Genomic DNA, 12,128 nt, shown 5'->3' with positions numbered 1-12,128 from the left:
CAACAGGAGATGGCGGATCAGGCTATGATCCATTTAATTTAAGCCAAGATGATATGGAAATCGCAGGTAAAATAATTGAAATTGATGTCGTTAAGAATACATTTATCGATAATCCGCCCGTAGTTACACGTTTTAATGAGCTACCCGTACCTATTCAGGAAACGCTCACGGTAATTGCCAAAGGAGTTCGCAATATACCAGGTATTTCATTTCAAAGGTTTAATAATCAGTATATCAAATACGTAGGAAATGTCGGACAGGATCTCGTAGAGTCGATTTTTTCATTCATTCATTATAAACCCATACCGGTTACTCAACTTATTCAAGCTTTTTTAATGAATACTGAACCTGACCAAGAAGGATTTATTAACTTTGGCTGGCGAGGGTGGGAAGGCGCTCTTCCTACTTCGATAATAACAGGCTGCTCTGCAAATCCGGCTTTGGATGAGAAAACAATTGCTTATTACGATGAAGCAGTAAAAACTTCAGTGCGGCGTCTTCAGCCTCTAACTAGTTATTTCCATAAAGATCCCCGAACCGATAAGTTTGGAGCAACTGCACTTACAGGAGTCCAGCCCTATATGGGGAATGAAATCCCCGATTTAACGGGAAGCGTTGTGTTTACCGATCTTGCCCGGCATGAAGAATCTCAAAATCCGGTTAAAGGGGTTTTAGCTTATACCAGGGTAAGAACGGATTGTAAACTAAATGATTTTAGTGTTATTGAAACCGATTATAATTTTGGGTCTCAATCCGCTTATTATGTTAGTTTGGGAACGGATCTGAATCAAACCAGACTATATTTAGGGGTTTATGGCTCTATGAAAGTGGCTGATTCTAACCAAGGTACTGTTTTTGAAATTGTTCCATGATTCATAACTAAAAGACGTGATTGGTCTGGGCTTTTAACTACATTTCCTTCAACATGAATATTCCTGCATTTACACATTGTATAAGAACCGCCCTCCGTTGTATGGTGGACAGGGGGAGGGGTTCGATGTTCAGAAAAATAATATCACTTTATAAATGGAGAAAATTAAGGCTGCTCGTTTGGAAAAAAAGACTTCTCCATCAACTGGAACTCGTTTCCCCCCAAGCGTCTACCATAACATGCTCGCTTCAGCTTTCATGGGGACCTTTTTATGGCGGCTCGGTTATATTGGACCGAAAAAACAAAAAAGCTAGGATTCTTATACAAGTTCCTTATGACCGTTACGTTACGTCAGATGAGCGACAAGTGATGTCCAAATTTAATATTACTGTAAGGGCACTTCCCTATTTTATTTTCTTTCATGAATGTTACCATCTTATCGATGCTTTGGCTTATTTAAGAGACAATGAAGAAAAAGACCTTAAATCGTATCAAGCCGCTCTGAAGAGAGCGGCTGGAGTGTCAATGAATTACCGAATGCTTCATATTGAACAATGTGCGGATGATTTTGCCTATCGACAATATGTGGATCTATGCCAAAAGGCCGGTTAAACCGACCCCGACATTTCCAGCTTCTTCGCTTTTGCCTTGATATAATCCGCCGTTCTTAACGCAAGTGCCATAACCGTATTTGTCGGATTGCCTGCGCCCGAAGTGACGAAAATGCTCGCATCGCATATAAACAAATTGGGGATGTCGTGGGTTTGCCCATATGAATTGACGACTGAAGTGTCGGGATCATTCCCCATCCGGCAGCCCCCCATCATATGAGCAGTATCCGGAATGACGTATTCGACTTTCCCGCCTGCCGCCTCAAGTATGGCGCTCATTTTACCGACTGCATGATCGATGAGCTTTCTATCGTTATTCCCATAGCTGAATGTCACTTTTGCACGCGGCAATCCGTATTCGTCTTTTTCATCTGTGAGCGTTACCCGGTTCGCTGTGCTAGGCAAAACTTCACCGACCAAAGTGACTCTTCCATAGTAGTTGTACTCCAGCAAAGTCTCTCTGAATCGCTCGCCCCATACCGGCCCTCCCTTCGCTTTCGAAATTCCGCTCGCAAATTCGACTGGCCTCGCTCCATGCGAATGAAGGGTATACCCACGGACAAAGTCGTTTTTGGGATCGGTACGGTAAAAATCTTGGGTCGTCGCCAGCATGGGAGTGCCTTTATAGAGTCTGATTTCTTCGTCGAATTTGGCATAGACGTCTTGGCTGCTGTGGACCATAATCGATTTCCCAACTAATCCGCTGCTGTTCGCGAGTCCGTCCGGAAACTGGGCATTTGCAGAGTTGAGAAGCAACCGCGGCGTCTCTACCACATAGGCGGATACGATCACGATTTTCGCCTTCTGTTCATACGTTCTTCCATCATGAACGAAGGCGACCCCTTTCGCTCTCCCGTCTTTGCCCATTAACACTTGCGTTACCATGCAATCGGCCAGTACCTCAGCTCCGGCTTTGATCGCTTTGGGAATATGGACGATGAGGGTGCTGAATTTGGCGTCGGGCATACATCCTTGATTGCAAAATCCCCGATTAATGCAAGGCGGACGGCCTTCGAACGGTGCGGAAAGAATCGCAAGCGGAGCAACGGAAGATTGGATCCCCAGCTTGTCGCACCCATTCATAAACATATAGGCATTCGGGCTAAGAGGCTCCCGTTCCGGATAAGGATAAGGGCCTTGGTAATTGCCCCAAGGAAAATGCTTCGGCCCGGAGACAGCAATTTCTTTCTCGTTTCTGGCGTAGTACGGTTCCAAATCCGCATAGCCGATCGGCCAATCATCGGCTACTCCATCGAACGTCTTCGCTTTAAAATCCGCGTCGTGGAATCGCAAAAAGACAGCCGTAAAATGCACGGTTCCCCCGCCGATGCCCCGGCCGGAGTTGTTATGTCCCATCGTTAACGGGTCGCTCCCGTCCACGATCCGGGTATCCTGCCACCCCAAATTTTTCATCGAAAGTTCGTCACTTGCAAAATCTTTTTGTGCATCGCGAAACGGCCCTGCGTCCAAAACAACTACACTCATGCCAGCTTCGCTCAATTCTTTGGCGAGCACACCTCCCGCAGCCCCTGCTCCAACGATTACAACATCCACTTCTTCGTCCACATATTTCCGGTTTATCATTGTTCCGGTTGCGCCTCCCAAGGATCCAATTGTCCGAACTGTGTACGTACATAACCTCGCGGATAAGCCGGACCCGCATAACCGATTTCGGACCATACATTCGGATGCGAGCAGTACGCTTCGACCGTTAAATTCTGTATTTTCATAAACAGCGCCTTTTGCGGAATGGAGGTCCATACTTCCTGTGGTTCGGCAATGGATTCACTGAGGTGCTGTAAATATAGTTTTTGTTCGGCGATATCCAGATTTACGTAAGAAGATCCATATTGCGATTGAGCCCCTTGTTCGATCGCCTCCAGTCCCGTTCGGACTAATACGGAGGCCTCGGGAACGCCTGCTTTTCTCTGGCTCTCTCCTGGCGATTGATGCAACGATTGGTCGATATGTGCGACTACGAAATGGAGCACTTCCGGGGTTTCGTCGTTTACCAGCAGCGAGCTGATTCGTCTAACCATTTCCGCTTCGGTCGGTGTAAGAAATTGAAAGTCTCGGTTCGATTTCAATCGGGAAATAACGATCGTTTGGGTATGGTCATCCCATTCATCCTTCTCGTTCATGACATCGAATGATGGATAGTGGCTTTGATTTAGCATAGGATCACCTCGCCTTCCAGTACATTGCGATCAAACCAAGTACGCTCAAAGCAGAGAACATTAAAGGCAGGGTGATTGGCGGTCCAATGAGAAAGTTGCGTAATGCCCATCCCCCGACTCGAACCCCTACTCCACGGAAATGGAAATAAAACCCAATCAAGCCAGCTACAACGCCGAACCACATCAGTACCAGAAACAACGTGTGYAACCAAGGAGCGTTATACCAGGTCAAAATGATACCCACTATAAAGAATATAGGTGCGGAAATGACGGGTACCCACATCGATTTATGGTTAAAATTTTGCCGGTAATGAAACATCGTCACTTGAATTCCCATTATCAGGAACGCCAAACAGACGAACAAAATGAGTATTCGATCAATGGACCACATAGACCAATTCATACCATTGCCTCTTTTCCATATACGGTATAGTCGATTCAAATTATTTCCTGTGCGATGTGAAACTATTCCAATCCATGTCTTAGTAATAATTGATAATTGTGTATGACATACTACTCGGAAAAGGTAATGAGGGAGCATAGTCACATGCCAAGCTTACAGCAACATCAGCGTGCTCCGCAGCCTGTAGCGCAGGTAATTCTGGAACAACTTCAGTTATGGGGAGTAAAGCGAATATACGGGGTCGTCGGAGATGCCGTCTTCGGACTTATGGACGCGCTTGCTAAACAAAATACCATTTCATTTATTGCCGTCAAACACGAATCCGTAGCCGCCATGATGGCCTCGGCCGAGGCGAAATTAACAGGTAAACTTGGCGTTTGTATGGGGCAGATGGGACCGGGACTTGCCAATCTCATCAATGGGTTGGGCGATGCGTTCTTGGACAAAGCACCGGTGCTTGCGATTACCGGTCAAGCGCCGCTCAACAAAATCGGCACTTTCTACAAACAATACATCAATCAACAACAGCTGGTACATGCGGTTTCACCTTATAGTCAATTGGTCGTTCATCCGGATGCAGTAGTCCAATCCCTCACACAAGCGATGTATACATCCAATTTGTACCGAACCGTATCCCACTTGTCCATCCCATCAGATCTATTCGGCATGACTACGGCCATGCAGCCGTCAGGGCAACCTCATTTATCCGTTCCTGTTTCCGGTCCGGTGGACTTGCATCAAGCGTTGCATCTTATGCAATCCGCCAAGCACCCTTTCCTGCTAGTAGGCAGCGGCGCTCGATCCGCCCGAGAATCTATCCAACTATTAGCGGATACTTGGGGATGCGGAATCGCGATGAGCTACGGAGCGATCGGTGTTGTTCCGGATAAGCACCCGTTGATGTTGAACGGCCTTGGAGAAGGCGGCAACCCACATCTATCAGCGTTGTTCCGGAAGGCGGACGTCGTGCTTGCCATTGAAACGTCTTGGTGGCCGGAGGGAGTTGTCCCTGATACGGCAAGAGTTGTTCAAATCGCCCGACACCAAGTGGATCTAGGGATTACCGTTCCGGCGGATATCAGATTCGTCGGGGATGCAGCGAGTGTTGTTCTGCAATTGATCGAGGGATTGAGGCCATACAAACCCAACACGGCTTGGATCAATGAGGTTCAGCATTGCAAACGGGAATGGTTGGTACAAAACGAAAGTGAGAGAAGTCAATCCGGGTCTCCGCTCCCGCCCTCAAGCATCATTAGAATAGTGGAACAATATATAGCCGAAGATGCAGTGGTCGCCCTGGATGAGGGCGATTGTACACTCTGGTTTATGAGAAATTTTCTGGCAAAACGGCAACACATTTTACTCTCCGACCGGTGGCGTACCATGGGATTCGGACTTTCTGCCGCTATGGCGGCCAAGTTATGCTCGCCGCAAAAACAAGTCGTCTGTGTTACGGGCGATGGCGGATTGGCAATGGTTTTAGCCGATTTATTAACCGCCACGCGATACGAATTGCAGATCACCCTTATTGTTTTGAACAACGGAACGTTACAAATGGAACGGGACAAAATGATCATGACGGGGCTTAAACCCGAAGGAACGAAACTAACCAATCCGGACTTCGTTCAAGTTGCAGCAGCTTGCGGATGGAATGCTTATCGAACCGAAAATGCTGAACAATTAGAAGAAGCATTGATCCAATCACGAACGAGCAAAAGGGCGGTATTGCTCGATGTGCTTACTGCCCCAATTCCGCACCCGGACTTCAAATCAATATAACAAAGGAGAATCGATCCATGGCAACAACGACAACACAAGATCCGAATCAAGCCCAGTCTCAAATGCAGCCGTCCCCCCCTTATCCTGCTCAGCACCAAAATCAGCAGCCGGGCATTGAATCGCTTATGAATCCGAGACCCGTATTCGATAATCCAAATTACATCGGCAGCGGAAAGCTAAAGGATAAGGTTGCCATAATAACAGGCGGCGATAGCGGTCAAGGACGGGCCATTGCCGTTGCCTTTGCTAAGGAAGGTGCGGATGTCATCATTGTTTACTTGAATGAACATTCCGACGCGGCAGAAACAAAGCAATTCGTGGAACAAAAAGGACGTAAGTGTGTATCTATTGCCGGAGATATCGGAAATGAATCGTTTTGCCAACAGGTGGTGGAACAAACGGTTGCGCAATTCGGCAAGCTGGATATTTTGGTCAATAACGCCGCGGAACAACATGTTCAGAACAGTTTGGAGAACATCAGTTCCGAACAAATAGAAAAGACGTTCCGGACAAACTTTTTTTCTATTTTTCACTTGTGCAAAGCTGCTTTGCCACATATGAAACCGGGCAGCGCCATTATTAATGCGGCATCGCTAACGGCTTACGAAGGAAACGAACAATTGATCGATTATTCCGCGACCAAAGGAGCGATTGTAGCTTTCACGCGTTCCTTGTCCAAGTCCTTGCATGACCAAGGGATACGCGTTAACGGTGTCGTACCCGGAACGATATGGACTCCGCTCATTCCGGCTTCTTTCCCGGCAGATCAAGTGGCGAATTGGGGGGCAAAGAACCCGATAAAACGCGCCGGCCAACCTTATGAAATCGCCCCCGCTTACGTTTATTTGGCGTCAGATGATTCGTCATATGTATCTGGACAGTTTATTCATGTCACTGGCGGAGTGATTATGAACGGATAGAATAGGTGACTTCGGTTGCAACATAGAAAAAAAAAGTGGTGATACATGATGATTCGAAACATACTTCCCCACTCCCTTCCGCATCGAGTGGTAATATTTGTTATACTGATTTTGATCATGAATGGAAAAACCGGTATGATGTCCGCTTATGCCGATCCATCGGTGCCAATTGCAACTGACCAAGGGTACTATTCCATTGAGGTGTATCCCCTACAACACCGACTAGTTGTTTGGGAGCAAGGTCGGAAAATAAAGACTTATCCCGTGGCCGTTGGTAATCTGTCCACCCCTACCCCTGTTGGGGAATACAAGGTTGTTTACAAAGGAGAAAATTGGGGGGCGTCCTTTGGTCCACGATGGCTCGGATTAGATGTTCCTTGGGGTACTTACGGCATTCACGGTACGAACAAGCCGCATTCCATCGGCCAGCATCTGAGCCACGGCTGTATTCGTATGCTTAACAGCGACGTCATCGAATTATTCGAGATGATTCCACTCGGAACAAAAGTTACGATCTATGGGCATGTATTAGGGAATATGAGTCATAACCCGAGGGATTTGGCGGAAGGTGATGTCGGAGGAGACGTACAACTGATCCAGTCACGATTGAAGAGTGCCGGATACTTCGAGGGAATATGTGACGGCAAGTTTCGTACGACTACAACCGCAGCCTTAAAAAAATTTCAGCGCGACCGTCAATTGATACAGAACGGTGTCGTCTCCAGTAAGGTATATGAAGAATTAGGATTATTGGAGTGAAAGTGGACTATTAGGCTTGTCCCCACTAAACGTCTCCTTGGCTTCTGTCCTAGCGCGCCTTGGCACCCGGAGGTTTCTCTCCAGCAACTCTTTTTTCTTTGAAAGCACAATATCACAAAACAAAGCACAGAAGGGACATACTGTGCTTTGTTTTGGTAGAAGAAAATAGTTTACTGTTTCCAATTGCATGCTTTTTGGAACTCAGTGGCTTTGCCTTAAATACTGTTTATCTTGATTCCTATGTTCTCCATAACCTCTTTTGCTCGTTCCATTGGACCTGGCTCACTTTCATCCTCTGTAACTTTCTGTCCGTTCAGAAACGAACTTGTCGCTGCTTCATCACCATTTATTACGTTTCGATCCTCAGAGTGGATAACCGTATCACGTTTGTTTTTTTCCATTTTAGACTCCTTTGTACCTGAATTCGTTAGTGGCTTCAATCTTCAATCCCTTATACATTTTAACTTAGGACAGTATTGCATAAGACCGTCCCAGTTTCCCCATATGCAGCCTTGGCACTTCGAAGGTTGCCTTTTCTTTGGTTCGGCTGGGATTAACAGTTTACTCGTATTCAATTGATCACTCTTTCTTTACATGAATTCATAATCACCTTCATTATTTTCCCAATAAAAGTACTAAGTTATTCATAGTATAGAAAAGTAAACAATTCTGAAAATATACTATCGTGTCCACTGGAAATCACAACATTGGTGACAAGCTAGTTTACGGATTTTCAAAAACTAGTTTCTTGTCCTCGACACATACGGATAAATCGGATCTCTTAATTCGAAGTCATACGTTTTTCCATTCACAATTCCAACAGCTTTCTCGCCATCATAAAGGTCTAACATAAATCCAGCCATTTCTTTTGCAGTATGAAATTTTGGAACTAATCCTTTATAATTAAACAATTCTTCAAAGGCTGCCGCTTCAGTCTCCAATCAGTCTCTCCCCTATCCTATATAAGGACCGCTTGAGAAACAGCGTCTCTATATGTATGTGAGCAGACCGGGAAGGCGTGTGGGTAAACTCCTAGAGGGTCCTTTAGCTTAATGGCCTGCCCTAGCCCTTTCTTTCGCGCTAGAATCACAAAAAAAACACAGAAGGGATATTCTGTGCTTTGTTTTGTACTATTCAGCGAACCCGCTTCGGTAGGTGTGTATTTCGAACTCATCAAGATGGAACGTCGTTCCCTTATTTCCCAGTTTGCGTCCTTGCTGGCCCTGAATGAACCCCAATAAGGGAGTGACGTTCCGTAACATGTTGATTATTTTACTCTTCCAATTCACAAATCGTCCCTGCTATATACCGATACCGTTCGTCCTTCATGGAGTAATAATACGTGATAAGCACTCGGCCGTCCTTCAGTTGAACAGCACTTGTATACCCAATGTCCGACCCGTATCCGTCGTCCCGGATCGTGACCTCTTCAGCTTGCTCCAGATTGTCGCACTCCGCATCCAGCAGCACGGCCCGAACGCCGAATGGACTATACCGGTAACCGTATGTGAGCAGCACTTGCCCGCCCTCTAATCGAAGGACGTGAAACGGACTAGGCGAGTAATAGTCCTGCCGAACAGGCCGACTCCACGTTACTCCCCCGTCTGTCGATTGTGCCGTGACGAGTGGATAGGCCGTATGACCTTCTCCGGCTTCCGGTTTCGATTTGTGACAGCGGGAGAACAAGACGAGCTTGCCTGAAGCAGTCCGGTACAAGTTAGGCTCGAATAACCCGTAACCCTCTTCAGGTGCAATCTCCGCATGGACCGTCCATGTAACACCTCGATCCTCGGTCTTCCCCACAACGACTCGCCAACAGCCGTCAACCTTCCCGTATAACGGAGCAAGTATCGTCCCGTCCTCCATCTCCACACAGTTGCCGCGTATGTAGGTATGCTCAATGCTAACGGGAATCGGTTGATCCCACGTCTTCCCGCCGTCTGACGAACGAAGGGTAAACGCTCCTACTGCTTTACCCACCCATTTCTCGAATACGACGTGGGAATAATCGGGCTGCCCCTTCACGTCATCCAGTTCCGCAACCTTCCACATGAACACAGTTGCGAACAGAGTGCCATCTCTTAGAACGTTCAGACAAGGATCCTGTACACCGTAGAAGTAATCATCATATAAGATACGAGTTCGCTCGCTCCAGCTGATGCCGTCTTCGGACGTCACAAACACGGCCTTCGACGAAGGGTCGACATGTTCGATTCCGTATGGGATCTTGCGATCTGGCGCCTGGCGGAAAGCGAGCACGAACTGTCCCTCCTGATTCTGAACGACATTCGGGAACGCATTATATTGCTCATCCTTGTACACAATGAGATGTTCGACTGGCTTGATGCGCATGCATGTTGCTCCTCTCCATCGAGTTTTATATAACTCGGAATGAATACAGGTCAGCGTCCTTCATCTTGAATCGGAATCGAACCGGCTTGCCTTCCCATTCGCGCAGCCCCAACCCGGACTTCCAGTGAACTTCTTCTTGTATAGCATCACCATATAAGGGCTCCATATCGTCAAAGGTTAATCCTTCTATGGCTTGGTTGAACTCATCCACTACCTCTACCTGAATAGAGCCAACAGCCGATGTGGAATAGTTGAGCACGAGTCGATCCCCCGTGAACTGAACAGGTCTAGTCGTGAACATACCACCCGAATAGTCAGCATGTATGGAGGCGAAGCCGTGCTTCCGTACGGCAACCCTCCGCAAGCGAACACTTTCGAAGCGATAATGCTCTGTGATGTAGAAGGAGAATTCGGTATCGCTCTCCACACATCCGAAGGCCGTCATCGTGTTGCGGTCTGTCCAATTGCGCTCTTCCAATCCAGGTCGAATCCAGCCTTCCATGAAGGGGYGATCCCAGGTCGAACCGTCTCGGCTTGTCATCAACACAGCATCGCTTACTCCAGCATGGGAATGCCCGCTTATCTTCTTCCGCTTCTCTACGAACCGCATCGGGAAGGACAGGTACATATGCTCCGCCTGCGGACAAGGGATAGTTGCATTCGTATAAAATTGTTCCAAGGGTGCATCATTCGTGTACGTATTCTTGTGCTGCGGCCCCCAGTTAATGAAGTCGTCGGACACTGTGCTCTGTACACTCCGGATATAGTCGGAGGTGAAGTACCGATTGTAGCAACGATATTGTCCGGTGTGTCTGTCCCAGAACGCAACGTTCTGGGAATCGAACGATCCATCTGTCAGTATCGGCTCCTCCTGCAGCAGCGACCAGTGTATGCCGTCGTCCGACCGTAAGCCATACAAGGGCGACTGGTTGCTCATCGTCTGGGCCGAGTTGCCGACGCCTGCAACCGCCTTATACCGTCCAGATGTATCGGCTCCAGGGGACTGGTCGTAGAAGGGTACAAAGTTATGCGCCAACATACCTTTCAACACGATATTGTTCCGCTTCGATCCAGCGAATTCGATCAGTCCGAGCTCAGGCTTGACGAAATGAATGCCGTCCGTGCTCTCTGCGTAGCACGTTACCTGTTCATCCGAATCATCGGAAGAATAGCAGTAGCCACGATAATAGAGTCTAATCTTATCTTGATCCTCAATCACAGTAAAATATGTGCAATTCGGGCCTTCCCATACCTCAGGGAACGTCAGCACCACTTCTCTGCGCTCCGGCCGGTGCATCATCATGCGAACTCCATCCATGTCCGCAATGAGCCGGTCGTCGGTGAACATCTCGATCCTTGATCCGATACGAACTGCTTCTGTCATTGGAATCTCCCCTCAACTGCCACCTGAATTTCACCTGTCTCGGTGATCGGAACGAACACAGCTCTCTCCTGTGGCGACGAATTGGGCGTGTGGAAGGTCAGCATCCACTCCCCTTGCCAATTCTGGAATCGCATGCCGTGTCCTCCGTTATTCCCATAGAGCATCTGCTCGTCATGCGTCCATGGACCAACTACCAACCCTGAGACCGAGCGGGAAATTCCGATGGCATATCCGTCCTGACCGAAGCTCGACCACATCATGAGCAATTTCTCACCAGAACGGAACAGGAGCGGTCCATCCGTAATGTAATCGATGCCCGTATTGCGCGGCGTCGTCCATGGCGCCTCCGAGGCGCGGAACAACAGCACCGGATCGCCTGACGCCGCATCCAGCGAATCGGTCAACGGAACCGCACACATCTCGCCATCATGCACTTGCAGCCACTCGTGGCAGAACACCATCCATGGTTTGTTCGCTTCATCGATGTACAACGTTCCGTCGAGGCATTCCCAATCCACCGGGGTTACCGGACTATTGCTGCATATACGGAATGGACCACGGGGGGAGTCGGCGACGAATATTTGCGTCCCCCGGCATACCCCTTCCGCCTTGAGACTGGCTAGCATATAGTACCGATTGCGGTACAGATGCACCTCTGGTGCCCAATAATGGCGGTCTGCCCAGAAATCCGCATCCGGGCGAAATACGGGAAATGGTCCGTCCCATTGCTCTAAGTCCGCACTCGTATACACATCGAACCCGTTCAAATTGTTCGTTCCGTACAAATAGTAGAGCCCTTCTTCCGAGACCGGCAATACGAACGGGTCACGTATTCTCAACTCTTGTCGATGGATCATGTCTGGATGCCTCCT

At 48.0% G+C, this 12,128-nt stretch carries 11 protein-coding genes and 2 pseudogenes; 5 read left to right on the top strand and 8 right to left on the bottom strand.

The features are described 5' to 3' along the window. Nucleotides 1-872, top strand: a pseudogene (locus AC1DWB_RS23315) (PQQ-dependent sugar dehydrogenase); the annotation flags it as partial. A gap of 125 nt (nucleotides 873-997) precedes the next feature. Beyond that, complete coding sequence (locus AC1DWB_RS23310) at nucleotides 998-1,483, top strand: hypothetical protein (RefSeq protein ID WP_477543490.1); 486 nt, start codon at nucleotides 998-1,000, stop codon at nucleotides 1,481-1,483. Here the strand turns inward: AC1DWB_RS23310 and AC1DWB_RS23305 are convergent. Genes AC1DWB_RS23305 through AC1DWB_RS23295 form a run of 3 tightly spaced genes read right to left on the bottom strand, consistent with a single transcriptional unit; the run spans nucleotide 1,480 to nucleotide 4,062 of the window. Beyond that, the gene (locus AC1DWB_RS23305; protein WP_477543489.1) at nucleotides 1,480-3,066 is read right to left on the bottom strand and encodes a GMC family oxidoreductase; all 1,587 of its coding nucleotides are present in this window, start codon (nucleotides 3,064-3,066) and stop codon (nucleotides 1,480-1,482) included. The two genes, AC1DWB_RS23310 and AC1DWB_RS23305, sit on opposite strands and share 4 nt — an antisense overlap. Continuing rightward, nucleotides 3,063-3,659, bottom strand: coding sequence for a gluconate 2-dehydrogenase subunit 3 family protein (locus tag AC1DWB_RS23300; RefSeq protein WP_477543488.1), 597 nt, complete (start codon nucleotides 3,657-3,659; stop codon nucleotides 3,063-3,065). The genes AC1DWB_RS23305 and AC1DWB_RS23300 overlap by 4 nt, the downstream gene beginning before the upstream one ends. A 4-nt stretch (nucleotides 3,660-3,663) precedes the next feature. Next, complete coding sequence (locus tag AC1DWB_RS23295) at nucleotides 3,664-4,062, bottom strand: hypothetical protein (RefSeq protein WP_477543487.1); 399 nt, start codon at nucleotides 4,060-4,062, stop codon at nucleotides 3,664-3,666. Between the two features lie 144 nt (nucleotides 4,063-4,206). Here AC1DWB_RS23295 and AC1DWB_RS23290 point away from each other — a divergent pair, with 144 nt between their 5' ends. The 3 genes from AC1DWB_RS23290 to AC1DWB_RS23280 all read left to right on the top strand — a co-directional run bounded on the left by AC1DWB_RS23290 (nucleotide 4,207) and on the right by AC1DWB_RS23280 (nucleotide 7,520). Then, a complete protein-coding gene (locus AC1DWB_RS23290; protein WP_477543486.1) occupies nucleotides 4,207-5,841 on the top strand; it encodes a thiamine pyrophosphate-binding protein in 1,635 nt (544 codons plus the stop codon). A gap of 17 nt (nucleotides 5,842-5,858) precedes the next feature. Beyond that, nucleotides 5,859-6,761, top strand: coding sequence for an SDR family oxidoreductase (locus AC1DWB_RS23285; protein ID WP_477543485.1), 903 nt, complete (start codon nucleotides 5,859-5,861; stop codon nucleotides 6,759-6,761). 135 nt (nucleotides 6,762-6,896) lie between these two features. Continuing rightward, nucleotides 6,897-7,520: a L,D-transpeptidase family protein gene (locus AC1DWB_RS23280; protein WP_477543484.1), complete on the top strand. Its 624-nt coding sequence runs from the start codon at nucleotides 6,897-6,899 to the stop codon at nucleotides 7,518-7,520. A 215-nt stretch (nucleotides 7,521-7,735) separates the two neighbouring features. On the opposite strand, the gene AC1DWB_RS23275 is transcribed toward AC1DWB_RS23280, so the two are convergent. The 5 genes and pseudogenes from AC1DWB_RS23275 to AC1DWB_RS23255 form a co-directional block, all read right to left on the bottom strand. Then, nucleotides 7,736-7,921, bottom strand: coding sequence for a hypothetical protein (locus tag AC1DWB_RS23275; RefSeq protein ID WP_477543483.1), 186 nt, complete (start codon nucleotides 7,919-7,921; stop codon nucleotides 7,736-7,738). Between the two features lie 339 nt (nucleotides 7,922-8,260). Beyond that, a pseudogene (locus AC1DWB_RS23270) lies at nucleotides 8,261-8,428 on the bottom strand (SDR family NAD(P)-dependent oxidoreductase); the annotation flags it as partial. Nucleotides 8,429-8,792: 364 nt separating this feature from the next. Continuing rightward, the gene (locus AC1DWB_RS23265) at nucleotides 8,793-9,872 is read right to left on the bottom strand and encodes a sialidase family protein (protein WP_477543482.1); all 1,080 of its coding nucleotides are present in this window, start codon (nucleotides 9,870-9,872) and stop codon (nucleotides 8,793-8,795) included. A 25-nt stretch (nucleotides 9,873-9,897) separates the two neighbouring features. Beyond that, a complete protein-coding gene (locus AC1DWB_RS23260; protein ID WP_477543481.1) occupies nucleotides 9,898-11,256 on the bottom strand; it encodes a hypothetical protein in 1,359 nt (452 codons plus the stop codon). Beyond that, a complete protein-coding gene (locus AC1DWB_RS23255; protein WP_477543480.1) occupies nucleotides 11,253-12,113 on the bottom strand; it encodes a glycoside hydrolase family 43 protein in 861 nt (286 codons plus the stop codon). The genes AC1DWB_RS23260 and AC1DWB_RS23255 overlap by 4 nt, the downstream gene beginning before the upstream one ends. Nucleotides 12,114-12,128: the final 15 nt, after the last annotated feature.

The sequence above is a fragment of the Paenibacillus sp. P4_E11 genome (genome assembly GCF_056401635.1).
Note: the sequence above shows the minus strand (reverse complement) of the source record. Positions and strands in the feature narration are given on the sequence as shown.

Excerpts from the sequence above, each read along its gene's own strand:
- AC1DWB_RS23310 (WP_477543490.1), top strand. The coding sequence starts at position 998 with ATGTTCAGAAAAATAATATCACTTTATAAATGGAGAAAATTAAGGCTG.
- AC1DWB_RS23305 (WP_477543489.1), bottom strand. The coding sequence starts at position 3,066 with ATGATAAACCGGAAATATGTGGACGAAGAAGTGGATGTTGTAATCGTT.
- AC1DWB_RS23300 (WP_477543488.1), bottom strand. The coding sequence starts at position 3,659 with ATGCTAAATCAAAGCCACTATCCATCATTCGATGTCATGAACGAGAAG.
- AC1DWB_RS23290 (WP_477543486.1), top strand. The coding sequence starts at position 4,207 with ATGCCAAGCTTACAGCAACATCAGCGTGCTCCGCAGCCTGTAGCGCAG.
- AC1DWB_RS23285 (WP_477543485.1), top strand. The coding sequence starts at position 5,859 with ATGGCAACAACGACAACACAAGATCCGAATCAAGCCCAGTCTCAAATG.
- AC1DWB_RS23280 (WP_477543484.1), top strand. The coding sequence starts at position 6,897 with ATGATGTCCGCTTATGCCGATCCATCGGTGCCAATTGCAACTGACCAA.
- AC1DWB_RS23275 (WP_477543483.1), bottom strand. The coding sequence starts at position 7,921 with ATGGAAAAAAACAAACGTGATACGGTTATCCACTCTGAGGATCGAAAC.
- AC1DWB_RS23265 (WP_477543482.1), bottom strand. The coding sequence starts at position 9,872 with ATGCGCATCAAGCCAGTCGAACATCTCATTGTGTACAAGGATGAGCAA.
- AC1DWB_RS23255 (WP_477543480.1), bottom strand. The coding sequence starts at position 12,113 with ATGATCCATCGACAAGAGTTGAGAATACGTGACCCGTTCGTATTGCCG.